General features: G+C 69.3%; 24 protein-coding genes. 11 read left to right on the forward strand and 13 right to left on the reverse strand.

Annotation, left to right across the window (positions count from 1 at the left end; genetic code table 11):
* Window positions 1-94 precede the first annotated feature (94 nt).
* Together KB879_RS17600 and KB879_RS17605 are read right to left on the reverse strand one after the other, a co-directional pair.
* On the reverse strand, window positions 95-421 hold the full coding sequence (locus tag KB879_RS17600) for a hypothetical protein (protein WP_013954063.1): 327 nt from the start codon (window positions 419-421) through the stop codon (window positions 95-97).
* Window positions 422-467: 46 nt separating this feature from the next.
* On the reverse strand, window positions 468-704 hold the full coding sequence (locus KB879_RS17605) for a hypothetical protein (RefSeq protein ID WP_013954064.1): 237 nt from the start codon (window positions 702-704) through the stop codon (window positions 468-470).
* Between the two features lie 234 nt (window positions 705-938).
* Here KB879_RS17605 and KB879_RS17610 point away from each other — a divergent pair, with 234 nt between their 5' ends.
* The 4 genes from KB879_RS17610 (at window position 939) to KB879_RS17620 (ending at window position 4,873) form a co-directional block, all read left to right on the forward strand.
* Window positions 939-3,233 (forward strand): patatin-like phospholipase family protein, encoded by a 2,295-nt coding sequence (locus KB879_RS17610; protein ID WP_211979505.1) that lies wholly within the window; start codon window positions 939-941, stop codon window positions 3,231-3,233.
* A 246-nt stretch (window positions 3,234-3,479) separates the two neighbouring features.
* Window positions 3,480-3,614 carry a hypothetical protein gene (locus KB879_RS40205; RefSeq protein ID WP_256449231.1) on the forward strand — a complete coding sequence of 45 codons (135 nt, stop codon included), beginning with the start codon at window positions 3,480-3,482 and terminating at the stop codon, window positions 3,612-3,614.
* Window positions 3,615-3,770: 156 nt separating this feature from the next.
* Window positions 3,771-3,896: a hypothetical protein gene (locus tag KB879_RS40210; protein ID WP_013954067.1), complete on the forward strand. Its 126-nt coding sequence runs from the start codon at window positions 3,771-3,773 to the stop codon at window positions 3,894-3,896.
* Window positions 3,897-4,024: 128 nt separating this feature from the next.
* Complete coding sequence (locus KB879_RS17620; protein ID WP_013954068.1) at window positions 4,025-4,873, forward strand: IclR family transcriptional regulator C-terminal domain-containing protein; 849 nt, start codon at window positions 4,025-4,027, stop codon at window positions 4,871-4,873.
* 104 nt (window positions 4,874-4,977) lie between these two features.
* Here the strand turns inward: KB879_RS17620 and KB879_RS17625 are convergent, their stop codons facing one another.
* Both KB879_RS17625 and KB879_RS17630 read right to left on the reverse strand, forming a co-directional pair.
* Entirely contained in the window at window positions 4,978-5,736 is a 759-nt protein-coding gene (locus KB879_RS17625) for a flagellar brake protein (protein ID WP_211979506.1), read from the reverse strand.
* A 174-nt stretch (window positions 5,737-5,910) separates the two neighbouring features.
* The gene (locus tag KB879_RS17630) at window positions 5,911-6,804 is read right to left on the reverse strand and encodes a LysR substrate-binding domain-containing protein (protein ID WP_153954292.1); all 894 of its coding nucleotides are present in this window, start codon (window positions 6,802-6,804) and stop codon (window positions 5,911-5,913) included.
* Between the two features lie 132 nt (window positions 6,805-6,936).
* Here KB879_RS17630 and KB879_RS17635 point away from each other — a divergent pair, with 132 nt between their 5' ends.
* The gene (locus KB879_RS17635) at window positions 6,937-7,560 is read left to right on the forward strand and encodes a LysE family transporter (protein WP_153954293.1); all 624 of its coding nucleotides are present in this window, start codon (window positions 6,937-6,939) and stop codon (window positions 7,558-7,560) included.
* Here the strand turns inward: KB879_RS17635 and thpR are convergent.
* The 3 genes from thpR to KB879_RS17650 are packed head-to-tail and all read right to left on the reverse strand — an operon-like array spanning window position 7,544 to window position 10,111.
* Complete coding sequence (thpR, locus tag KB879_RS17640) at window positions 7,544-8,113, reverse strand: RNA 2',3'-cyclic phosphodiesterase (RefSeq protein ID WP_013954072.1); 570 nt, start codon at window positions 8,111-8,113, stop codon at window positions 7,544-7,546. The two genes, KB879_RS17635 and thpR, sit on opposite strands and share 17 nt — an antisense overlap.
* Before the next feature lie 19 nt (window positions 8,114-8,132).
* Window positions 8,133-8,633: a methylated-DNA--[protein]-cysteine S-methyltransferase gene (locus KB879_RS17645; protein ID WP_013954073.1), complete on the reverse strand. Its 501-nt coding sequence runs from the start codon at window positions 8,631-8,633 to the stop codon at window positions 8,133-8,135.
* Window positions 8,630-10,111, reverse strand: coding sequence for an AlkA N-terminal domain-containing protein (locus KB879_RS17650; RefSeq protein ID WP_013954075.1), 1,482 nt, complete (start codon window positions 10,109-10,111; stop codon window positions 8,630-8,632). Before KB879_RS17650 ends, KB879_RS17645 begins: the two co-directional genes overlap by 4 nt.
* Window positions 10,112-10,274: 163 nt before the next feature.
* Between KB879_RS17650 and KB879_RS17655 the strand changes: the two genes are divergently transcribed.
* Together KB879_RS17655 and KB879_RS17660 are read left to right on the forward strand one after the other, a co-directional pair.
* Window positions 10,275-13,121: a pitrilysin family protein gene (locus KB879_RS17655; RefSeq protein WP_211979507.1), complete on the forward strand. Its 2,847-nt coding sequence runs from the start codon at window positions 10,275-10,277 to the stop codon at window positions 13,119-13,121.
* 171 nt (window positions 13,122-13,292) lie between these two features.
* Window positions 13,293-13,667 carry a hypothetical protein gene (locus tag KB879_RS17660; RefSeq protein WP_010811174.1) on the forward strand — a complete coding sequence of 125 codons (375 nt, stop codon included), beginning with the start codon at window positions 13,293-13,295 and terminating at the stop codon, window positions 13,665-13,667.
* Between the two features lie 102 nt (window positions 13,668-13,769).
* On the opposite strand, the gene KB879_RS17665 is transcribed toward KB879_RS17660, so the two are convergent.
* From KB879_RS17665 to KB879_RS17675, 3 genes are all read right to left on the reverse strand, one after another.
* Window positions 13,770-14,345 carry a hypothetical protein gene (locus tag KB879_RS17665; RefSeq protein ID WP_041228757.1) on the reverse strand — a complete coding sequence of 192 codons (576 nt, stop codon included), beginning with the start codon at window positions 14,343-14,345 and terminating at the stop codon, window positions 13,770-13,772.
* A 32-nt stretch (window positions 14,346-14,377) separates the two neighbouring features.
* Entirely contained in the window at window positions 14,378-15,535 is a 1,158-nt protein-coding gene (locus tag KB879_RS17670; RefSeq protein ID WP_013954077.1) for an acyl-CoA dehydrogenase family protein, read from the reverse strand.
* A 123-nt stretch (window positions 15,536-15,658) separates the two neighbouring features.
* Entirely contained in the window at window positions 15,659-17,446 is a 1,788-nt protein-coding gene (locus KB879_RS17675; RefSeq protein ID WP_211979508.1) for an OPT/YSL family transporter, read from the reverse strand.
* Window positions 17,447-17,640: 194 nt separating this feature from the next.
* Here KB879_RS17675 and KB879_RS17680 point away from each other — a divergent pair, with 194 nt between their 5' ends.
* Genes KB879_RS17680 through KB879_RS17690 form a run of 3 tightly spaced genes read left to right on the forward strand, consistent with a single transcriptional unit; the run spans window position 17,641 to window position 20,007 of the window.
* Entirely contained in the window at window positions 17,641-19,323 is a 1,683-nt protein-coding gene (locus KB879_RS17680; protein WP_013954079.1) for an FAD-dependent oxidoreductase, read from the forward strand.
* Complete coding sequence (locus KB879_RS17685; protein ID WP_013954080.1) at window positions 19,313-19,492, forward strand: hypothetical protein; 180 nt, start codon at window positions 19,313-19,315, stop codon at window positions 19,490-19,492. The genes KB879_RS17680 and KB879_RS17685 overlap by 11 nt, the downstream gene beginning before the upstream one ends.
* Window positions 19,493-19,536: 44 nt before the next feature.
* Entirely contained in the window at window positions 19,537-20,007 is a 471-nt protein-coding gene (locus tag KB879_RS17690; protein WP_013954081.1) for a MarR family winged helix-turn-helix transcriptional regulator, read from the forward strand.
* A gap of 4 nt (window positions 20,008-20,011) precedes the next feature.
* Here the strand turns inward: KB879_RS17690 and KB879_RS17695 are convergent, their stop codons facing one another.
* Window positions 20,012-20,467, reverse strand: a complete 456-nt coding sequence (locus tag KB879_RS17695; protein WP_013954082.1) for a YccF domain-containing protein — start codon at window positions 20,465-20,467, stop codon at window positions 20,012-20,014.
* A 386-nt stretch (window positions 20,468-20,853) separates the two neighbouring features.
* Between KB879_RS17695 and KB879_RS17700 the strand changes: the two genes are divergently transcribed.
* Window positions 20,854-21,789, forward strand: a complete 936-nt coding sequence (locus KB879_RS17700; RefSeq protein ID WP_013954083.1) for a 2-hydroxyacid dehydrogenase — start codon at window positions 20,854-20,856, stop codon at window positions 21,787-21,789.
* Between the two features lie 123 nt (window positions 21,790-21,912).
* Here the strand turns inward: KB879_RS17700 and KB879_RS17705 are convergent, their stop codons facing one another.
* Both KB879_RS17705 and KB879_RS17710 read right to left on the reverse strand, forming a co-directional pair.
* Window positions 21,913-23,241: a HAMP domain-containing sensor histidine kinase gene (locus KB879_RS17705; protein ID WP_153954300.1), complete on the reverse strand. Its 1,329-nt coding sequence runs from the start codon at window positions 23,239-23,241 to the stop codon at window positions 21,913-21,915.
* Window positions 23,241-23,954 (reverse strand): response regulator transcription factor, encoded by a 714-nt coding sequence (locus KB879_RS17710; protein ID WP_153954301.1) that lies wholly within the window; start codon window positions 23,952-23,954, stop codon window positions 23,241-23,243. Before KB879_RS17710 ends, KB879_RS17705 begins: the two co-directional genes overlap by 1 nt.
* Window position 23,955: the final 1 nt, after the last annotated feature.

The following is a 23,955-nucleotide window of genomic DNA, read 5'->3' on the forward strand; positions in this document are numbered from 1 at the left end:
GGGGACGCTTGGGACACTGACAGTTCGCGAACAGGCGCAATGGCGGATCAACCGCCAGTATATTCCCGCCAGCCCCGGCCTGCCGCCGGACCCCTCAGTGGCTGAGCAGCCCCTCGCCGACCGGGATCACCAGCGCCGTGCCCGCCAGGCAGGCGATGTCGTCCTCGGCAAGCCGGCGCGACACCACGCTGGCCAGCCTGGCGCCGATGCGGGCAAGTTCGGCGGCGTCGGCCAGGTAGACGGCGTCGATCACGCTCTGGTCGAACTGCAGGGCCGCGCTCAGGCGACAGCGCCCGGGCGAGCCGGCCGGCTCGGCCTGCCAGCTGACCTGCACCTGGTTGCCGTCGCTGCGATGGTATTCGGCCGACATCGGAAACAGCCGGCAGGTATGCTCGCGGGTCCACTCGACCAGGGCAGTCATGGCGATTCCCCCTTTGGCGGGACAGCGCGTCCGCCGGTGCGCCGCGTCAGCGGCTCAGTACATGGTAGAGCCAGTCGTGCGCGCGTGCCGGCACGCCCAGCGCGCTGGCATCGATGCGCTGCCCCTGCACCCGCAGGGTGCCTTCGTGCAGGGCATCCACCGCTGCCTGGGCATCCGGGAACCTCCCCATCACGCCATTGCCCAGCATCAGCATCCAGTCCTTCTCGCGGGGAATGAGCGTGAGCTGTCCCGCGGCGGTCTGGCAAAAGAAATAACCGTACATGCAACCCCCAAGCACCTCGCCTGTATCCATCCTAGTGCAGGGCACCGCGGGGTCGCGTGCCGATCTGCACGCTTCCGAACGGCGTGATGAATTGTTTTTGCACGGCCGCGAGCGGGCGGCCTGCATGCGGCATTTTGCCCGAAGATAGCCGGATGTCCCGCCCGGCGGCCGCCGGGCGGGGCCACTGCCGCGCGCTGCGGCCGTCAGCGAACCGATTGCGAACCCCACGGTGCCATGAAGGCAGCCCCATTCCATTGCTTGCGCGAACTGCTCGTACCGGCGGCCCTGGCGCTGGCTGCGGGCGCGGTCCTGGCCGCTGAGCCGGCCTCCATGCCGGCGGCGCCGGCGATTGAGCCGCCCGCGAACCAGGCCGCGGCAGCCACGCCGCAGCGGGCCGCGGGCGCGCGCCCCCGCATCTGCCTGGTGCTCTCGGGCGGCGGCGCGCGCGGCGCGGCGCATATCGGCGTGCTCAAGGTGCTGGAGGCGATGCGCGTCCCGGTCGACTGCATCGCAGGCACCAGCATGGGTTCACTGGTGGGGGGTGCCTATGCCACCGGCATGGTGCCCGCCGAAATGGAGCGGCTGGTCGGCGGCCTGAGCACCGACAAGATCTTCAAGGAACGCCCGCCGCGCCAGGACCTGACCATCCGGCGCAAGCAGGACGATTTCACCAACCTGTTCACGCCGGAGATCGGGGTGCAGGCCAGCGGCCTCTTGCTGCCTAAGGGCGCGGTCTCGGGCGTGCAGCTGGAGACCGTGCTGCGCCAGCTGGCAAACGCGCCCGGCTACCGGGACTTCGACCATCTGCCGATTCCCTACCGCGCCGTGGCCACGGACCTGGTGGCGGGCACGCCAGTAGTGTTCAGCCAGGGCGAGCTGGCCAACGTGATGCGCGCCAGCATGTCGGTGCCGGGCGCGGTGGCGCCGGCCGAGTATGAGGGCCGGCTGCTGGTCGACGGCGGCCTGACCGACAACCTGCCGGTGGACGTGGCGCGCAAGATGGGCGCCGATGTCGTGATCGCGGTGAACCTAGGCACGCCGCTGATGAAGCGCGAGGAGCTGACCTCGATCATCGGCGTGACCGGCCAGATGCTCAATATCCTGACCGAGCAGAACGTGCGTGCGTCGCTGGCCTCGCTGCGGCCCACCGACGTGCTGATCGAGCCGGCGCTGGGCGATTTCTCCGCGACCGACTTCGACCACCTTCCGGCAACCATCCCCATCGGCGAGGCCGCCGCGCGCAAGGTCGCCGACCGCCTTGCGCCGCTGGCACTGCCGCCGGCGCAATATGCGCAACTGCGCGCCAGGCAACAGGAGGTACAGCCGCCCGACACCCGCCCGGTCGACGAGATCCGGCTGGCGCCGCTGCAGCGCGTCAACCCGGACTACGCCACCGCGGTGATGGAAACCAAGCCCGGGCAGCCGGTCGACCAGGCCACGCTGGACCAGGACATGCGCCGCCTGTTCGGCACCGGCGACTTCGAGCACGTCAACTACGGCATCCTGGAAGAGCCCGGCAAGCGCGTGCTGGCGGTCAATGCGGTGGAGAAATCCTACGGTCCCGACTACCTGCGCTTCGGGCTCGGGCTGAGCTCGGATTTCCGCGGCGATGCCTATTTCAACCTGGTGGGCAGCTACCGGCGCACCTGGCTCAATGCGCTTGGCGCCGAATGGCGCACCGATGCGCAGGTGGGCCAGACCTCGTCGCTGATCAGTGAGTTCTACCAACCGCTGGATACGCGCCAGTACTTCTTTATCGCGCCACGCATCGAGCTGGAGCGGCGCCCGGTCAATGTCTTCCAGGGCAGCACGCGCATCGCCACCTACGACCTGCGCCGCTTTGACATCGCGCTGGACGCGGGCAGCCAGTTCACCAAGTACGGCGAGCTGCGCGTGGGCGTGCAGACCGGCTCGGAACACGCCACCCTGAGCACCGGCCCCGAGTCGCTGTCGCCAGGCCCGGGCAATATCCGGCGCGGCGCCATCACCGGGCGGCTCTTGTTCGACCAGCTCGACAGCGTCGACTTCCCGCGCTTCGGCTATGCGGCCCGGCTGCACATCTACGCCTCGCAGCCGGGGCTGGGTGCCGACCAGGCTTATGTCAAAGCGCAGGCGGAGGGCATCTATGCCCACTCGTTCGGTGACAACACGGTCTCGCTGGCCTTCAAGGTCGGCAGCAATCTTGGCGGCAAGCCGCTGCCGCGCTATGACCTGTTCCAGTGGGGCGGCTTCCTGCAGCAATCCGGTTATGCCACGGGACAGCTGCTGGGCGGCAACCTGCAGTTTGCGCGGCTGGTGTACTACAACAAGCTTGCGCGCCAGACCCTGCTGCAAGGCGTGTACGCAGGCTTTTCGCTGGAGGCGGGCCGCATGGGCGACCCGCTGGTGCCGGGAAGCCCGACCGGGCTGCTCAAATCCGGCTCGGTCTTCCTGGCGCTGGATAGTCCGCTGGGCCCGCTTTACCTGGCCTATGGACGCGCCGCCGCAGGCACATACAGCTTTTACCTGTTCCTGGGCAAACCCTTCTGAGCCGGCCAGCATAAGCGCTCACCAAATGTGAACCCGCCGTACCCTACCAAAGTTGTATGTAATGTCTTAATTCAAATATCTATACTTTTTACGTCACCAAGACCCCCTCTTGAATGACGACCTTCCCCGGTCGCCGCTCCCCAGCGGCGACATTTTTTTTGGGCGCCCGCTTGGCATGCGGCGCCCATAATCCGGGCCTCGGTCTGCACTTGCGGCCGCTCCGCGCCCCTTCGCGCGCCTCCTCCCATGCAGATTGATTTCACCCATTTCACGCCGTGGCTGTCGCTGGCCGGCGGGCTGGTCATCGGCCTCGCGGCAGCGCTGATGATCCCGGGTCTCGGCCGATTGCCGGCATCAGCGGCATTGTCGGCGGCCTGCTGAAGCTGCCGCACGGCGACAGCGCCTGGCGCGCCGCCTTTGTGATCGGGCTGTTGCTGGCGCCGTGGCTGGCGGGCGCGTTCGATGCCATGCCCGCGGCGCAAATCGATGCCGGCTGGGCCGAGGTGCTGGCGGCCGGGCTGCTGGTAGGCATCGCTGGTGCTGGGCAGCGCGGCGTTCGCACTGGTAGCGCTCGGTGCCGGCTATGCCAAGGCCTGGGGCTTTGTCGGCGCCATGCTGGCAGGCATGGCGCTCTACGAGATCGCGGAGCGGCGCGGGCGCTGACGCAGCGCAGCATCCGGCCCTCGTGCCGTGCGGGCGATGCGCGAATGCAGCAAAGGCTGGCCCCTGGCGGCCAGCCGGTTTAAGATTGCGCGATTATCGGACAACAAGCCCAGACAACACACCTCCCAATGGATGTCCTCCGCCCCCTCGGTCTTGGCCATGCACAGGCCGACACCGTCCGCGTTGCCCGGCCCCAGGCCGACCTGCTCGCCAGTTTTGCCGGCGATCCCAACTTCATGCTGTCGCTGGCGCGCGGGCTGACCGTGCTGGAGGCCTTCTCGGAACGCAAGCGCCCGCTGACGATCTCGCAGGTGGCGCAGCGCACGCAGCTGTCGCGCGCCTCGGTGCGCCGCTGCCTCTATACGCTGGAACAGCTCGGCTACGTCAGCCAGCAGGATGGGCAGTTTGCGCTGCGGCCGCGCGTGCTGCACCTGGGCCACGCCTATTTCTCGTCGACCTCGCTGGTGTCCCTGGCGCAGCCGATCCTGGACAACCTGAGCGCACGCATCCACGAGACCTGCACGCTGGCGATCCTGGACGGCACCGACATCCTGTACCTGGTGCGCTCCGAAGTGCAGCGGGTGCTGAACTATTCGCTGGGCATGGGCAGCCGCCTGCCGGCCTACTGCACCTCCAACGGCCGGCTGCTGCTGGCGCACCAGCCCGCCACGGTGCTGGACGGCTTCTTCGAGCATGCCGAGCTGCGCCCGCGCACGCTGCAGACCAAGGTCTCGCGCCAGGAGCTGGAAGCATGCTTCGAGCGCGCCCGCGAAGTGGACTACGTGATCGTCGATGAAGAGCTGGAACCGGGCCTGCGCGCGATGGCCGTGCCGGTGCGCTCGGCCTCCGGCATCGTGCTGGCGGGGCTGAGCGTGAGCGTGCGCGCCGCGCGTGTCTCCGAAGCGGAGATGATCTCGCGGCTGCTGCCGCCGATACGCGAAGCCGCGGCGGCAATCGGCCGGCTGATCGGCTCCTGATTGCCGCTTACTAGTCCGCTAACCACCCGCGCAGCCGCGCGGGTCTGAGCATGGCCGCGGTCACGCCGTGGCCGGCAATATGCCGCGGCATCCGCTACGGTGCATCAGCCCCGGTGCGCCAGTTCCAGCGCAAATACCAGCCGCTGCAGGAAGTTCTCTATGCGCCCGTCCGGATGGATGAAGGCGCAGCCGAAATGGTGGATGGCGCTGTCGTCATGGCCCACCAGCCAGTGGCCAACCACCTGCAGGTCCAGCTCAAGCTTGCCCAGCTCGCGGAAGTCCAGCCGGCACTTGCCGACCGTGGTGCCGACCGGCAACTGCTCTGCCGAGACCGTCTTCGAGCGCAGCCCCACGCCCGACAGCGACAGGTCGGCGATATCGAGCCCCAGCACGGTCTTGTCTGACATGTGGATCTCGCAGCGGTAGGCCCTGGTCACCAGCGTGCGCGCGCGGAAATGACGGCGGCGCTGGAAGTGGTAGAGCTTCTCCGGGAATTCGACAACGAAGGCCGGGCCTTCCTCATAGCGCGTGGCGCCCGGCTGGCCCACCACGAAGTTGACCGGCACGCCGCGCAACAGCCCCGAGAAGGCGTTCTCCTCCGAGGTCAGCAGCGACATCCGTTCGGGCTCTGTATTGCACCAGTCAAACACGAAGGTGCGGTCGACCGGGTCGACGTGCAGGACCGACGTGACGAACTGGTGCCCGGTGCGGGTGCGCACGCTCAGCATGCACTTCTGCCAGGACAGGTCGCGCAGCACGGTGCCGATCTGCGAGTTGTGCGTCAGGCGATAACGCTCATCCGCCGGCTCAATGTCGGATTCGGCGCCGTTATCGGCTGGCCCGGAGGCATCGTGCTGATTCATGGATTCACGCAACGTCTGAAGTGGCTGGGATCGCCGGGTACGGGGGCTTGGGCCTGCCGGCCGCGCGCATGTTAAGCGCCTGCCCCATTGCCCGGCAAGACTCATGGTCTCACTTCGGCAGATCTGTGGCAGAACTTAAGCACAGACTTCCGGGGGGTAGCGCGCACGCCGCTTTCAGGCGTCCAACGGCGATGGCGGCGGCGCAGCAAGCGTTGCCTGCGCCTCTTCGCGCAACCAAGCCAGCAGCACCAGCCGGCGCGTGTCGTGTTCAAACGGTGCGGGCGACAGCAGATGATAGGCCGATCCGTCGGCCACAAAGTCGAATGGCGCGGCCAGCCGGCCATCGGCGATCTCGTCAGCGGCCATCAGCTGCGAGGCCATGGCCCAGCCCAGCCCCGCGGCGGCGGCCTGCAGGCTGAGGTAGAAATGCTCGTACCAGGCGTCGCCTTCGCACTGCACGACGGCGGCGGCATCGCCGCGCACCGCCTGCCAGCGCTGCCATGCCTCGGGCCGCGTGCGCGTATGCAGGCGCGCCGGGACCGTGGCCGCCCCCTGCGCAAGCTGCGGCCGACACACCGGCCCTACCCGTTCCTGCGCCACCTCGCGCGCGTGCCAGCGCGCATCGAAGGCAAAGTCATTGCGCCGCAGTGCCAGGTCGGCGCCGCTGCGGGTGAAGTCGATCGGCCCGCCCGCGGCCATCAGGTGCAGCGGGATATCGGGATGGCGCGCGGCAAAGCGCGGCAGCCGCGGGATCAGCCAGCGCATGGCGATGGTCGGCTCGCATGACAGCACCAGCGCCCGCCCCGGCGGCTGTGTGCGGATGCGCGCGGCGGCGCCGGCCAGCACCTCCATCGATTGCGTGGACGCCGCAAACAGCGTGCGCCCCGCCTCGGTCAGGAAAACCCCGCGGTTGCGCCGCTCGAACAGCGCCACGCCCAGCGTGTCCTCGAGCTGGCGGATCTGCCGGCTGACCGCGCCATGGGTCAGGTGCAGTTCCTCCGCCGCCCGGACAAAGCTTTCGTGGCGCGCCGCGGCCTCGAAGAATCGGATCCAGCCCAGCCAGTGCATCAGTCAGTTTTTCTCACGTAATTGCGCGAGTATATATCGGTTGTGGCGGTCCTTTCCGGCCCGCAGAATTGGGTACGCCCGGATCTCCCGATGTGGCGATCTCCGGATAACTGCAACGTAATCTGACAGAAAATGCCTCCAATCGCCGAATCCCTGGCGGTCGCCGCCGTGACCGTGCTGGCCGTTGTCAGTCCGGGCCCGGACTTCGCCATGGTGACCCGCAACAGCTACCTGTACGGTCGCCGCGCCGGCCTGCTCAGCGCGTTCGGGATCGCGCTGGGGGTACAGGTGCATGTGCTCTATACGATGTTCGGGGTGGCGCTGCTGATGACCCATGCGCACAGCGTGCTGACGGTGGTGAAGATGCTGGGCACGGCCTACCTGGTGTGGATCGGTATCCAGACGCTGCGCAACCGCGAGGCGCTGGCAGTAGACCTGCAAGGTGCGCGCACGCTGCGGCCGTGGGCGGCGCTGCGCATGGGCTTCCTGACCAATGCGCTGAACCCGAAGACCACGCTGTTCGTGGTCAGCACTTACACCCAGGTGGTCGATGCGCGCACGCCGGTGCCGGTGCAATGGGCTTATGGCGGGTTCATGTCGATGGCGCACCTGGCGTGGTTCAGCCTGGTGGCGTGCGTGTTCACCGCGCCCGCGCTGCGCGCGGCGATGCTGCGGCGCCAGCGCCTGCTGGACCGCGCCATCGGCTCGGCCTTGTGCGGGCTGGGCGTGGCGCTGGGGCTCAGCAACCTGGCGTAGGGCCAGCCTGCGTCAGTGGCCAGGCCTGGCGCACGAGATGCTGGGGGCCTTGCGGGCCGAGCCGGCTTTCGAACAGCACCAGCCGCCGCACGTGCCAGGACTCGCTTGCCAGCGTGCGGTGCGTATCGAGCCAGGCGCGCAGCACGCTTTCCGGCACGGACGGCTTGCAGCGCGCCAGCGTCAGGTGCGGATGGAAGCGCCGCCGCTCCGGGGTAATGCCCGCGGCCTCGGCCAGCGCCTGCCCGACATCCGCGTGCAGGGCGCGCAGCGCGTCCAGGCCGGGACCTGGCGCCAGGCCTGCCCACAGCACCGAACCCTGGCCGCTGCGAAAGCGCCCGGTGCCGGCCACCTGAAGCAGGAAGGCGGGCGCGCGGATGCTGTCGAGCGCGGCCTCCAGCGCTGCGCCAGGCACGTTGCACTCACCCAGGAAGTGCAGGGTCAGGTGGACCTGCTCTGGCGCTGCCGGCCGCACGCCGTGCGCGGGCGGCAGGGTCGACAACAGCCATGCCGCCTGCGCGGGCGGGACTTCCACGGCAATGAACAGGCGCGGCATGGCAGCGCAGCCAGCGCGATCAGCCTGGCGTGGTGCCGATGCCTTCGCGTTGCAGCAAGGCGCGCTTGCGCTCGATGCCGCCGGCGTAGCCGGTCAGTGCGCCGGCACTGCCCAGCACGCGATGGCAGGGCACGATCACCGACAGCGGGTTGCGTCCCACCGCGCCGCCGACTGCGCGCGCATGCGTGGGCGGCAGCCCCAGGGCGCGGGCCAGTTCGCCGTACGACGCGGTCTCGCCGCAGGGGATGGCCAGCAGCGCCTCCCACACGCGCTGCTGGAACGGGCTGCCGGCAAAGCGCACCGGCACGGTGAAAGTATCGCGGCGGCCGGCGAAATAATCGGCCAGTTCCGACGCGGCGCGGTCGAGCACGGCGGCATCGGCCGGCCGCACGTCGCGGCTGTCGGCAATGCCCGTGGGGTGGTATTTCTGCCCGGCGAAGAAGAGGCCGGTCAGGTGTGCGCCTTGCACGCGCAGCAGGATGGTCCCGAGCGGGCTGTCAATATGGCGATAGCTGGTCATGTGATCGTCTCCGGTTCGGCCGCGGCGCTGGCCGCGTCCTTCATCGCTTCATAGCGATGCCACAGGTGGATGGCGGCGTAGGCACGCCACGGCGCCCATTGCGCGGTGCGCTCGTGCATCGCACGCACGGTACTGACGCCCAGCACCTTGCGCAGCGCATAGTCAGTGCCCGGGAAGGCATCGGGCCAGCCCAGCGCGCGCATGGCGACATACTGCGCGGTCCAGTCGCCGATGCCGCCGACCTCGCGCAGCGCCGCCACGGTCTGCTCAGGCGGCGCGTGCGCATCGAGCGCCAGCGTGCCGTCGGCCACGCGCTGCGCCAGCGCCAGCAGCGTGCGCGCCTTGCCAGCTGAGACCCCGGCATCGCGCAAGGCTTGCCCTGGCAGGGTGGCAATGGCGGCGGCAGTCGGGAACGTGTAGCGCAGGCCGTCGGGGGGCGTGCCGTCCAGCGCCTGCCCCGCATGCTGCGCCAGCGCGCCCAGGATGCGCCGCGCCTGCACCACCGAGATCACCTGCCCCACCACCGCGCGCACGGCGATCTCAAAACCATCGACGCTGCCCGGCAGGCGCACGCCCGGCATTGCCTCGGCAAGCTCGCCCAGGTGCCGGTCCACCACGTCCGGGCGGCAGCCCAGGTCGCACAGGCGGCGCACCTTGCCCAGCGCCTGCGGAATCACGCGCGCCAGCGAGGCCGACAACGTGACGCGCAGCACCAGCCGGCGCGGCACGTGTTCGATGCGTACCCAGCCGGTGTGCGTGCTGCCGCCGGCATCCACCAGCAGCGTGCGCATATAGGTGCCGTCCCCGATGGCCTCGATGCCGTCCACCGCGCGCGTAGCCAGGAAGCGCAGCCATGCGTCCCAGGCAAACGGCGGACGGTAGCCCAGGTCGAACACCAGCCGGTCGGCCACGCCGTCGGCGGCGCGGCGCCGCAGCGCCAGCGGCGTCAGGCCGTAGCGGGTCTTCAGCACATCGTTGAAGCGGCGCACGCTGCCGAAACCCGCCGCCAGCGCCACTTCGGTCACCGGCAGCGCGGTGTCGGCCAGCAAGCGCTTGGCCAGCAGCAGCCGCTGCGTCTGCGCGTACTCCAGCACCGACACGCCGAACTGTGCATCGAACAGGCGCCGCAGGTGGCGCTCGGTCACGCCGATGCGCGCTGCCAGTGCGGCCACGCTGCCTTCCGCCATGAAGCCCTCGTCGATCAGCGTGGCCGCGGCCTGCGCCAGCCGGCCTGAAATATCGGCCAGCCCATGCCCGGGCGCCAGCTCCGGACGGCAGCGCAAGCAGGGGCGGAAGCCATGCTTCTCCGCCGCCGCGGCGCTCTCATAGAACGTGCAGTTTTCGCGCTTGGGCGTGCGTACTGCGCACACCGGCCGGCAGTACACGCCCGTCGACGACACGCCCACGAAGAAGCGTCCGTCGAAGCGGCGGTCGTGCGAGGCCACGGCCTTGTAGCAGGTATCGGGATCGAGGTGCATGACGGCATGCTACCGCTACCTGCAACGACTTACCCGCTGGATTCGGACATTTCCCTCTGGCGCGCAGGCGTGGGCTGCGGCACAGTTCCTGGCAGGGGCGGCGGCTAGAATGCGCTTCGTGCCTCACCCACCAACTCACTGCCACCGCCCGCCCGGAGACGCCATGCGCCGCACTGCCCTGCACCTGTCCTTGCTTGCTTCGCTTGCCTGCGCGCCGGCGTTGGCGCAGCCAGTGCAGACCGCCCCCGCGGCGACGCCTGCCAGGGCCACGCAGGTGGCGTCGGTCGAAGGCATCACCGAATACCGCCTGCCCAACGGCTTGCGCATCGTACTGGCACCGGACGCGGCCAAGGCCACCACCACCGTCAACATCACCTACCTGGTCGGCAGCCGCCATGAGAACTATGGTGAGACCGGCATGGCCCACCTGCTCGAGCACCTGCTGTTCAAGGGCACGCCAGCGCTGCCGGACAAGACCATCCCGACCGAGTTCGCGCGGCGCGGCATGAGCGTGAACGGCACCACCGCGCAGGACCGTACCAACTTCTTCGGCACCTTCAGCGCCAACGACGACAACCTCGACTGGGCGCTGCGCATGGAAGCCGACCGCATGGTCAACAGCGTGATCTCGCGCGCCGACCTGGACAGCGAGATGACGGTGGTGCGCAACGAGATGGAAATGGGCGAAAACAGCCCCGGGCGCATGCTGATGCAGCAGACCATGGCCGCCGCCTACCGCTGGCACAACTACGGCAAGGCCCCGATCGGCGCGCGCAGCGACGTGGAGCAGGTCAGCATCGACAACCTGCGTGCCTTCTATCGCCGCTACTACCAGCCCGACAACGCGGTGCTGGTGGTGGCCGGCAAGTTCGATCCCGCCGCCACGCTGGCACGCATCGAGCGCTACTTCGGGCCGATCCCGCGCCCGACGCGCGTGCTGCCGCCCGAGCATACCGTCGAGCCCGCACAGGAAGGCGCGCGCGAGCTGGTAGTGATGCGCCCCGGCGACAACAGCCTGGTCGCCGCGCAGTACCACGTCAGCCCGGGCGCGCATCCGGACAGCACGGCACTCTCGCTGCTGACCATCATCCTCGGCGACACGCCGGGCGGGCGGCTGTACAAGGCGCTGGTCGAGCGTGGCCAGGCCGTGTCGGTCGGCACCGCGCTCTATGCGATGAAGGACCCGGGCGCGCTGCTGCTCATGGTCGAGACGTCCAAAGACCAGCCGCTCGCGGCCGCGCGCGCCGGGCTGATCACGCAGGTCGAGGGCTTTGCCGAGGCGCCCGTGACCGAGGCCGAGTTGGAACGTGCGCGCGTGCGCATGCGCAACGCGTACGAACACTACATGACCGATCCCGGCGCGCTCGGCATTGCGCTGTCCGAGGCCATCGCCAAGGGCGACTGGCGCCTGTTCTTCCTGGCGCGCGATCGCATCGAGACCACCACGCTTGCCGACGTGCAGCGCGTGGCGCTGAACTACCTGCAGGCATCGAACCGCACCGTGGGCGTGTTCCTTCCCGTCGAGCAGCCGTCGTGCACGCAGGTGCCGCCGGCGCCCGATGTCACCGCCATGGTCAGCGGCTACCAGGGCAGGCAGGCAATGGCCGCGGTGGCGGCGTTCGATCCCAGCCCCGCCAATATCGAGGACCACACCACGCGCCAGACGCTGGCCAACGGCATGCAGCTGGCGCTGCTGCCCAAGCCCGCGCGCGGTGAAGTGGTGCACGGCACGCTGGTGCTGCGCATGGGCGACGTGCAGAGCCTGCAGGGGCTGACCACGGTGGGCGCGCTGACCGCCTCCATGCTCCGGCGCGGCGCGGCTGGCATGGACCGCCAGCAGATCGCCGACCGCATCGAGGCGCTGCGCGCGCGCGTCGGCATCTCTGGCGGCTCTGAGCGCGTGACCGTCAGCTTCGATACGCGCCGCGCGCACCTGCCGGAACTGCTGGCCCTGCTGCGCGACCTGCTGCGCGCACCGACCTTCCCCGAGGCGGAGTTAGAAACGCTGCGCAAGACCAGCATCGCGGAAATCGAAAGCATCCAGCGCGAGCCCGGCGTGATGGCGTCCAATGCGCTGGGCCGCCATGGCGACCCCTACCCCGCGGGCGACCCGCGCCATGCGCGCACCTTTGCCGAGAACATCGACGACCTGCAGGCCGTCACGCTGGCGCAGGTGCGTGATTTCCACGCGCGCTTCTACGGCGCGGGCCACGCGCAGCTGAGCCTGGTGGGCGACTTCGATGCCCCGGCCGCGGCCGCGCAGGCAGCGCAGTTGTTCGGCGACTGGAGCGCGCCACAGCCCTACGCGCGCGTCGAGCGCCCCTATGTGCCGATCCCGCCGGCGGAGTTCACGCTGCCCGCTCCGGGCAAGGCCAATGCCATCTACCTGGCCGCCGCGCCGATCGACCTGACCAACGACGCGCCGGACTATGCGCTGATGATGATTGCCAACCGCGTGCTCGGCGGCGCCAGCCTGCGCGGCCGCCTGGCTGACCGGCTGCGCCAGCGGGAAGGCCTGAGCTATGGCGCGAGCAGCTGGGTGCAGGTGGGCGCGCTCGACCGCGCGGGACGCTTCGGCCTGCAGGCGCAATACGCACCGCAGAACCTGGCGCGCCTGCAACGCGCCATGGCCGAGGAGCTGGAGCGCTTCGTGCGCGACGGCATCACCGCGCAGGAACTGGCCGAGGCCGTCAGCGGCCTGCTGCAGCAGGGCATGGTCAGCCGCAGCAACGATGCCGCGCTGGCCGGCGCGCTGGCCAACCAGCTCTACCTGGGCCGCACCATGGCCTTCACCGCCGAACTCGAAGAGCGCCTGCGCAACGCCACGCCGGAAGCCGTCAACGCGGCCATTCGGCGCTACATGCAGCCAGGCACGCTGTCGCGCGTCTATGCCGGCGACTTCAGCGGCGCACCGGCGCAGGCGGGCACGACCGGCAGCGGAAGTGGCGCCGGCGCGCCCGGGAGCACAGGCAACGAAGCGGCCGGCGCGGCACCGCAGGCGCAGCCCTGACATACGCGGGAAACAATATTCGGCTGCACTGGCGAAAGGCCGCAGGCGCGGCCTGCGCAACATCGCGGCGGCAAGGCAGGGAGCGGTCGGCAGGCGTCCGGTGCAAGCCCCTTGCCGCGACCCCGGGTTGACTGTATATTCGTACAGTATAAGTCGATATAAGAGGTGTGGATGTCAATCGTGCGAGCTGGCAGCAAGGCAGAAGCGCTCAGGCTTCTGGCCTCGGAAGGCGTGCTGGCGCTTGAGCTGGACTACGAGACAGGATGGCAGGATGCCGTCGAACTCGGCAGGCTCGGAGAAAAGCGCGGTATCAAGGTGCAGTATCGCGGACAAGAAAGCATCGCCGTCCGTTCCCGCGAAGCCCTGATCGAAGGGCTGGCCAAACCCAAGGCCACGTTCCGTCAACGCAATCTCTATTGCCAGTTCGATCTGGGCACGCTGGCGGACCATGAACTGCTCGACCTCGAGGCCAAGGCCACGCGGCTCGGGGACTATATCCTCGCCGGCCACCTGCTGCGCGATGTCGATGGCGTGTGGCCGCAATAAGCGGCTTGCGCGCACGTCAGACCATTAGAAGAGAAAAAAGCCGCCATGCAGGCGGCTTCCGTCACATTGCGCTGAGCCCGTTCTTCGTGCCCGGTGCCCCGGTCAATGCCACACCCGCGTGGCGTTGGCCCAGCGCGCCGCGCACGACGACTGCGCCAAGGCTGCGTCGATCACTTCGTTGGCGGCCTCCGCCGCTGGCACCGCCGCGGCAGTATCCAGCGCCGCGCGCCACAGCACCGCCGACACCAGCGTCTTGCATTGCCGCCGTTCGCCATGCGCAAGCGCCAGCAGCCGCTCATAGCCGTCCAGCACGATCAGCCGGTCACCACGGCGCGGATGCAGCGACAGCGTGTAGAGGTGGTCAAACTCGCATTGCAGGCTGCCGCCGTTGACCGCGACCACGATGGCACCCGGCAACGCAATGCCGCTGGCCTGGACCTCGCCACGCAGGCGCGCCAGGTGCGCGTGCGCGCGTGGATCGCAGGTGCCGCCCACGCCGCCCGCCATCTCTGCCGGCAGCGCGCTGAGTGCCATCAACTCGGCCGGCGACACCGCCAGCGTATAGGCCTGCAGCGTGGGACGATAAGTTGCCACCACGGCGCGCAGCCGGTGCGGCGCGTCGCCATCATGCCCTGCCTGCAGCGGGCTGTCCGGCCCGCGTAACTGCATCGTGTTCACGTCGACTCCTGCCGCGCGGGGCGTTTACTGGGTCAGTCGCGCAGCAGTTGCTTGGCGATGATCAACTGCTGGATCTGCGTGGTGCCTTCATACAGGCGCAGCAGGCGCACGTCGCGGTAGAAGCGCTCGGCCTTGTACTCGGCGATATAACCGGCGCCGCCATGGATCTGCACCGCGCGGTCGGCTACGCGGCCCACCATCTCGGTACAGAACATCTTGGTGCACGAGGCCAGCATGCTGACTTCCGGATCGCTCTTGCCGGCGGGCTTGGCATCGTAGCGCTGGGCGCAGTCGCGCACCATCGACAGGCCGGCGTACAGCTCGGCCTGGCTGTCAGCCAGCATGCCCTGGATCAGCTGGAAGTCGCCGATGGGCTTGCCGAACTGCTTGCGCTCCTTGGCATACGCCACCGCGTCGGTGATCAGGCGATGCGCCATGCCGCAGGCCAGCGCCGAGAGATGCAGGCGGCCGCGGTCGAGCACCTTCATCGCGGTCTTGAAGCCGACGCCCGGCACGCCGCCGATGATGTTGGCGGCCGGCACGCGCGCGTTCTCAAGCACCACGTCGCAGGTCTTGGTGCCGCGCTGGCCCATCTTCTTGTCCGGCTTGCCCAGCGAGATGCCCGGGGTGTCGGCCGGCACGATGAAGGACGAGATGCCCGAAGCGCCCGCACCGCCGGTGCGCGCCATCAGCGTGAAGGCGCCGGCGCGCGGCGCGTTGGTGATGAAGCGCTTGGTGCCGTTGATGACGTAGTGGTCGCCGTCGAGCTCGGCCTTGGTCTGCAGCGAAGCCGCATCGGAGCCGGCGTTCGGCTCGGTCAGCGCGAACGAGATGATCAGCTCGCCGCTGGCGATGCGCGGCAGGTACTGCTGCTTCTGTTCCTCGGTGCCATCCATCAGGATGCCCTGCGAGCCGATGCCGACGTTGGTGCCGAACACCGAGCGGAAGGCAAAGGCGGTATGGCCCAGGTCATAGACCACATCGCATTCCTGCGACATCGACAGGCCGATGCCGCCGTAGTTCTCGGGGATGGAGATGCCGAACAGGCCCATCTCCTTCATGTCCGCGACGATCTCGGCGGGCACGTCGTCGGTTTCCTCCAGCGTGTCTTCGGCGGGCTTCAGGCGTTCGTCGATGAAGCGCTGCACCGAGGCGCGCAGCAGGGCAAAGGATTCTTGGTCAAGGGCCATGGTGATTCTCCGGGTCAAGCCAGTGCGTCAGTCTGGCCGCCTATGGTACGCCGGTCGCGAGATTTGACAATCCACTGAAACTTGGACAGAAGCGTCAATAAAATTTGACAATCGCAGCGGGCCTCAACCCCATGTGGCGGATAACAGGCCCGCCACACCGATGGCCAGCGCCGCCAGCGCATCGCCCGCGATCAGGCCGCCACCGACCAGCGATGCGGTGCTCATGTCCTGCGGCAAACCCTGGGCCGGCCTTGCGGGTCTGGCCACGGCAGCGGCCAGGCTCGCCATCACTCCGCCGGCCGCCATCCACCCGGCCGCCGCCAGGTTGACGAAGCCACCGAATGACGACGCATAGGGCGAGGGCAGGATCACCGCATCGAGCAGGAAATCGGCCACCCGCCCGCGCCGGCTGGCTTGCGCAAAGCGCTGCCATGCCGGCCGGCCGAGGATGGCCTTGCGCAATACCGCGGTGGCCAGGCCGAGCCCCAGGCCCGTTGCCACCGCCACATGCTGGCCGGCACGGCTTTGCGCCAGCCCGTGCAGCACGCCCACGATCTTGTATGTCATGGCCGAGGTCCAGCGCGCCGGCTGCTGGTCGGCCGGCAGGCTGGTCTGGTCCAGCGCCAGCACCGGGTAGGCATGCATGAACAGCCGTGCCATCGCCACCGCAACCAGCGCACCCACAACGATGCCCGCCACCTGGTAGCCGAACTGCACTATGCGGTCGCTGCCCAGGCGCCAGCCGGTGGAGCGGTCCTGCTGCATGTCGCTCGCCTCGGCCGTGGCCACCAGCAAGACCGTGGCGGCGATCAGCCCGACATGGGGCGCGCGCAGCCCGGCGGCGGCCATCAGGATCACGGACAGCACGAAGGCGGATGAGATCGGGTTCTGGTCGACCATGCCGACCGAGATACCGTTGACCAGCGCAAACACCAGCACCAGCAGCACCGCCATCAGCTGGAAGCCCAACGGCTGGCCGAACCAGGCAACGCCCGCCGCCACCGTGGCCGAGCCCCATAGCAGCGCCCAGGCCGCCACCCAGCCCATGCCCGGCCCGCGCCGCGGCGCAGAGTGCCGCGGCGTGGGCCCCGCACGCCACTGGCGGCACGCCTGCGCCAGCAGCAAGGCCACATCGACGGCTGCCGCCCCCATGATCATGCCCAGGGCTACCAGGAAGGTTGCCTTGCGATAGGGCTCGCCAGTCGCCATCCAGCCCGCGGCGACAAACCACGGGGTCATGGCCCAGCCGGCCAGCCCGCCCACCAGCGCGGCAATGCCCACGCGCACGCCGACAATCATCCCCGCGCCGAAGGTCGCAGCCGACAGGTCCAGCGCCGCCAGCCACGGCATGCGCGCCGCGCCCAGGCCGCAGCCCAGGCCCAGCGCCATGCCGCCCCCAAGCCGGGCCACCGAACGCCGCAGCAGCGCCGGATCGGTCAGCGCGCGCAGGATATTGGCCACGGCCAGCCCCGACGGAAAGGTCAGCTGCATCCGGTCCACCAGCAATGGCGTGTACAGCATGCCCACGCCCACCCCGAACATGCCGATGCACAACATGTACAGCACCAGCTGCCACAGCGGCGGCTGCGCCATGCCCAGCCACGCCATCGCCTGCAGCACCACGGCCATGCCGCCCATGCCCGCCACCGACGCCGCGGCGGTCTGGATGTAGTTGGCGCCGTGGCGCCCGGGCGCGCCATAGCCCGCCGTCACCACCGAGCCGAGGATGCCCGCCAGCACCTGCCCGCCGACAAAGAAGCCCAGCGAGAAATTCATATACGCGGCAGCGATGCCGCCCAGCGGCCCCAGCACCAGCATGCCTGCCGCGCCCAGCAGCACGTGATACTGCCAGCTGCCCGGCGAGGGCAGCCAGGTGGCACGGGGTGCGGCATCGGTCGGGAGCGTTGGCATGGCGCGGCGCGCGGGCTGAGGCAGTGTGCCTCTTGCGAAGCATAGGCCAAGGCCGCCCTGCGGCGATGTGCGACTTGTCTCCGACTTTCGCCGGACGGTCGATGCCCGGCCGGGTTAACACTAGTTTCGCGCGCAACCATCCGGCCGATATAGTTGCGTACACAACTACATCGCAGAGACACCACAGCCCCGCCATGCCAGACTCCACTGCACCCCACGCGGCCGTGCCGCCGGCACCGCCGCCCTCGTCATCGCGCCCATGGCCGCAGCGCGTGCCGGTACTGATTGCCGGCGGCGGCCCGGTCGGCCTGACGCTGGCCGCGTTGCTGGCGCGACAGGGCATAGCCGCGCTGGTGGTGGAAGCCGACGACGGCTACTGCGCCGGCAGCCGGGCCATCTGCATGGCGCGGCGTTCACTGGAGATCCTCGGCTGGGTGGGCGCGGACCGCACCACCATCGAAACCGGCCTGCCGTGGGTAGGCGGGCGCAGCTACTACCGCGATGCCGAGGTGCTGCATTTCCGCATGCCCAGCGAGCCCGGCGAGCGCTTCGCGCCGATGGTCAATATCCAGCAGTACTACCTGGAGGCCTTCGCCCATGACGCCGCGCTGCACGGCGCCGCGCCGGCGGATGTGCGCTTCGGCGCGCGCGTGCAGGCAGTGCGCCAGCACGGCAGCGGCGTCGTGGCCGAGATCCAGACAGGCGCAGGCGTGGTGCAGGTCGACGCGCAATGGCTGGTGGCGTGCGACGGCGGGCGCAGCACCGTGCGCGAGCAACTGGGCCTGCGCATGGAAGGCACCCAGTACGAAGGCCGCTACGTGATCGTCGATATCGTGCAGAAGACGCGGCGCGAGGTGGAGCGGCTGGCCTGGTTCGACCCGCCCTCCAACCCCGGATCGACCATCCTGATGCACCGCCAGCCTGACGACGTCTGGCGCATCGACTACCAGATCCGCGACGACGAAGACCCCGACGAAGCCGTCAAGCCGGAGAACGTGCTGCCACGCGTGCAGAGCCACCTCGACATGATCGGCGAGACCGAGCCGTGGCGCCCGCTGTGGATCTCGATCTACAACGCCAAGTGCCTGACGCTGCAGGACTACCGCCACGGCCGCGTGCTGTTCGCCGGCGACGCCGCGCACCTGGTGCCGATCTTTGGCGTGCGCGGGCTCAACTCCGGGCTGGACGATGCCGGCAACCTGGCCTGGAAGCTGGCGTGGGTGCTGCGCGGCCAGGCGCCCGACAGCCTGCTCGATTCCTATTCGACCGAACGCGTGCATGCCACGCGGCAGAACATCGCCTACGGCGCCAAGAGCACCGAGTTCATGGCGCCGCCCGACTTCGCCTTCCGGCTGATGCGCGAGGCCACGCTGCGTCTGGCGCAGCATGAGCCCGCGGTGCGGTCGCTGATCAATCCGCGGCAGTCCGCACCGATTGCCTATACGGATTCCGCGCTGAACGGTCCCAGCGACTTTGGCGACGACTGCCCTGGCACCGCGCCCGGCCTGCCCGCGCCGGAAATGCGCGTGGCAGGCCCCGACGAGGTCGTGCACCTTACCCAATGCTTCGGTCAACGGTTCACGTTGCTGTACTTCAGCGATGCGCCCACGTTGCCCGAGCCGCTGGCCGCGTTCGCGCACGCGCATCCGGACGCCGTGCAGGCACGCGTGGTGGTCACCGGCGGCAACGTCGCCGGCGCCACGGCGCTGGCCGACGTCGCCGGCCAGGCCCACGCCCGCTACGGCGCACGACCCGGCACGCTCTACCTCATCCGCCCCGATGGCTATGTCCTGGCACGCTGGCGCGAACCGTCATGGGACGCCGTGCGCGCCAGCCTCGACCCCCTGTTGCAAACCGGAGCCCGACATGCAAGCTGAAGACCTCGACCTCGCCTACACCCGCCTTTGCGAGGCCATGGGCCGTGCCGGCGAAGCGCACACCCCGCTGCTATTGGCAATGGTGTGCCTGGGCCTGATGAGCCGGCAGGAGGCGCTGGCGCCGGTGCTGGCGCTGATCGACGAAGCCGAGGCGCACAGCCGGCAATAGGGAACATAGGACACTAGAATGCCGACGCCTGACAAGGACACGCCATGAAGCCACTGCCACGCCTCGAACAGTTCCTGACCTACCGCCTGCACCAGGTCAACAAGCTCAGCGACAAGGACAGCGCCGCCGCCTACCTGGAGCAATGCGGCCTGCCGCTCAGCGAGGGCCGCTGCCTGGCCGCGATCGGCGCCTTTGCGCCGCTGTCGGTCAACGAGCTGGCGCAGGGCGCCAACCTGACCAAGGGCCAGGCCAGCCGCTCGGCGCAGGCGCTGGTGGCGCGCGGGCTGGTCAGCAAGGAGGCCAGCGAGGCCGACGGGCGCGGCGTGGTGCTGTCACTGACTGCACAGGGCAAGCCGCTCTACCGGCAGGCGATCGCGATGATCGCCAGGCGCAATGCGGAGATCTTCGGCTGCCTGAGCGACGCCGAACAGGCGCTGCTGGGCAGCCTGCTCGACCGGCTGGTCGCGCACGCCGGCCAGCAGCACGAAGACGGCGCCGAAGACGCCGGCGCCTGAGCCTTCAGCGGCGCAGGTTGTCCACCTGCACGCGTGCGCCATCGCGGCGCGCGGCGTCGGCCACCTCATTGGTGACCACGGTCTGGCCGATCGGCGCCAGCGCAATGCCGGCCAGCTTCAGGTGCTGGATCGCAAACGGAATGCCGATGATGGTCACGAAGTTGGCGACCGCCGCCATCACGTGGCCGATGGCCAGCCACACGCCGGCAACGACAAACCACAGCACATTGCCGACCAGCCCCAGCGCACCGGTGCCGACATCGTCGCGCCCGGTCAGCTCGCGCCGGCTGATGGCCTGCTTGCCGAACGGGAAGAACGTGAACGTGCCGATCACGAAGCAGGCCTTGCCCCAGGGGATCCCGATGATCGAGATAAAGGCCAGCAGCCCGGCCAGCCACCATGCCAGGCCCATGACCACGCCGCCAAGGATGAACCAGAGGAAGTTGCCGATTGCGCGCATGCCGTTCGTTCACGAGTGAGGAAGAGAACACGCATGATACGCAATGGTGTTGTGCCGGCATGGCGGCGAGGGGGTCGTGGCCGCAAAGCGTACCTGTTTCTGCGTGCCTTGCCGGGACCGGCTGAACGGCGTCGCCGGTCCTTCGGGAAACGCGTTCGAGCCTTGTTTATAGGCATATTGCACTCTGCAAGGCCGGTCGCAAACCCCGCTTCCGCAGGCAAAGCGTACCCGTTTCTGCGTGCCTCCGCGCGTGCTGGCGCCTTCGGCAAGCACGACGCCGCAGCGCTAGAATGTGACGCTGGCCCGCTATCCGCGCGCCAGCCCCCTGGGCAGCCAACACGCTGTCACCCTTCTCCGACTCCACCGTCTACTCCGCTGTCCCCGCCATGAAGCCCACGCTGCTGATCCTGACCCAGATCGCTACCCACCACCGCGACGCCATTGCCGAACGATTCGAGATCCTCTATGCGCCGGACGCGGAAGGCCGCGCCGCGCAGATCGCCACGCAGGGCGAACGCATCCGCGCGGTACTGACCATCGGCTCCACCGGCCTGACCGCGGCGGAGATCGACGCGATGCCGGCACTGGAACTGGTGTGTGCGCTGGGCGCGGGCTTCGAGAATATCGCCGTGGCCCACGCCCGCGCACGCGGCATCGCCGTGGCCAATGGTGCCGGCACCAACGACAGCTGCGTGGCCGACCACGCCTTCGCGCTGCTGCTGGCGACCGTGCGCGCCGTGCCGCAACTGGACGCGGCCACGCGCGCCGGCACCTGGCGCACCGCGCTGCCGCTGCGGCCCAATGTCTCGGGCAAGCGGCTGGGGATCGTTGGGCTAGGCACCATCGGCAGGCGTATTGCCCGGCGCGGCGAAGGCTTCGACCTCGAGATCGGCTATCACAACCGCAAGCCGCGCGAAGACGCGGGGTACCGGTACTTCGACAGCATCGGCGCGCTGGCCGCGTGGGCGGACTACCTGGTGATCGCCACGCCGGGCGGGGCGGGTACGCGGCACCTGGTCGATGCAAGCGTGCTGGCGGCGCTGGGGCCGGCCGGGTTCCTCGTCAATATCGCGCGCGGCAGCGTGGTGGATACCGAGGCGCTGGCTTCAGCGCTGCGCGCCGGCAAGCTTGGCGGGGCTGGGCTGGATGTCTATGAGAGCGAGCCGGCGCCGCCGGTGGTGTTGTTCGACTGTCCTAACGTCGTGCTGACACCGCATGTGGCAGGCTGGTCGCCGGAGGCCATCACGGCGTCCGTGATGCAGTTCCTGGAGAATGCGCGGCGGCATTTTGCGGGGGAGGGGGTGTTGACGCCGGTGGGGTGAGGGGCAAGCTTTTGCATTGGCCAACGGTACGCCGTCGCTCTTGGCTGCGTGGGCTGTTTCGCTGGCGTAGCCGGCGACCTACTTTCTGTCCGAGCGACAGCAGCCCAACCAGCAGCTCAAGACCTACCCGGCCCCAAACACCACCCTCACCCGCAACCCTGGCCCCGCATCCTCCAGCACCACCCGCGCCCCATGCGACTGCGCAATCTCCGCCACGATGGCCAGCCCGAGCCCGCTCCCGCCGGTGGGTGCATCGGCCACCCGATAGAAGCGATCAAACACACGCGCACGCTCTTCAGCGGGTATCCCCGGCCCGTTGTCGCTGACCACCAGTTCAACGGCACGCCCGTCGGCACTGCGACCCACCAGCACATCGATACGGCTTCCGGCAGGGATATAAGCCAGCGCGTTATCCAGCAGGTTGGTCAGCAGGATGCGCAACGCATCCACATCGCCCCGCACCACCGCCGGCGATGTGTCCTCGCTGCCGTCGAGCCCAAGGTCGATATTGCGATCCAGCGCGGCCTGCGCCATGTCCGCGACCACGCTTGCGGCCAGTTGGTGCAGCTCCACCGGTTCGTGCGGAGGAATGGCTGCGCCCGGCTCCTGCCGTGCCAGCGTCAACAGCTGGGTGACCAGGTGGGTCAACCGCTCCAGTCCCTGGCGCAGCTTGCCGATCGCTTCGTCACGCGCTGCGCCGTTCTCAGCCCGTTCCACCAGCTGTGCCTGCAACTGCAGCGCGGCCAGCGGCGTGCGCAGCGCGTGGGCGGCGTCGGCGACGAAGGCGCGCTGGGTGTCGATGGCGTGCGAGAGCCGCGCCAGCAGCTGGTTCAGCGCGGCGCTCAGCGGAGCGATCTCGTCCGGCATCTGGCGCACGGCCAGCGGCGCCAGTGTGTTGGCGTCGCGCGCGCGCACCTCGGTGGCGATTTCGCGCAGCGGGCGCAGGCCGCGCCCCACTGCCATCCACACCAGCCAGCCCAGCAACGGCAGCAGCAACAGCAGCGGCGCCACGGTGCGCAGCGCCATGCGCGCGGCCAGCGTGCGCCGGGCGCTCATCGGCTGCGCGATCTGCACCACGGTGGGCCCGAGCTGCATGCTGTACAGGCGCCATTCGCCCTGCTGCGTGGTCACATTGGAAAAGCCCAGCTCCGCGCGCGCGGGCAGCGCCGGGTGCGAATGCGACAGGTACAGGCTGCGGCCGGAGCCGTCCCAGATATGGATGACCACATCCTCGTCGGCGTGCGCCAGGTCGTCGGGCGCGCCCAGAAAAGGCGGCGCCACCGGGTCGGCGAACTGGCTGGGCAATGCCGCGGCCATCTGCTTCATCTGGTAGTCGAACAGCGCGTTGGCTTCCTGCCGTGCCTGCCCGTAGATCAGCGCCGTGGCGACGGCGATGCCGGCAAGCAGGCCCGCGGCCAGCCACCACAGCAGGGTTCGCTGGATGGAGCGCATCAGGGGGTGTCTCCTTCGCCTGCGGATGCAGCATCCCCATCGAGGCGCGGCACCACGTAGCCCACGCCGCGGATATTGCGGATCAGCGCCGCGCCGAACTTCTTGCGCAGCGCGTGGATATAGACCTCGACGGTATTGCTGCCGACCTCGTCGTCCCAGCCGTACAGCCGCTCCTGCAATTGCGGCACCGACCAGACCTTGCCGGGCCGCGCCATCAACGCGGACAGCAGCGCGAACTCGCGCGCCGACAGCCGCACCGGCTCGCCGCGGTGGGTGGCCTCGCGGGTCGTGGGGTTGAGCACGATGTCGCCGTAGCTGACCAGCGGCTCCGCCCGGCCGGCGGCGCGGCGCGCCAGCGCGTGCATGCGCGCCGCCAGTTCCTGCAGGTCAAAGGGCTTGACCAGGTAATCATCGGCGCCGGCATTGAGCCCCGCGACACGGTCCGCGACGGCATCGCGCGCGGTCAGGATCAGCACCGGCGTCGGCACGCCGCGCGCGCGCAAGGTGCGCAGCACGTCGAGGCCCGGGCGCCGCGGCAGACCGAGGTCGAGCAGAATCAGGTCATAGCACGCCTGGCCGCCCTGCGCGGTGCTGGCCGCGGCCAGGCCCGCGTCGCCGTCGCGCACCCAGTCGACGGTAAAGCCTTCCTGGCGCAGCGCCAGCTTGACGCTGTCGCCGATCATGGCGTCGTCTTCCACCAGCAGCACGCGCATG

The organism is Cupriavidus sp. KK10 (genome assembly GCF_018223725.1).
GTDB classification, from domain to species: domain Bacteria; phylum Pseudomonadota; class Gammaproteobacteria; order Burkholderiales; family Burkholderiaceae; genus Cupriavidus; species Cupriavidus necator.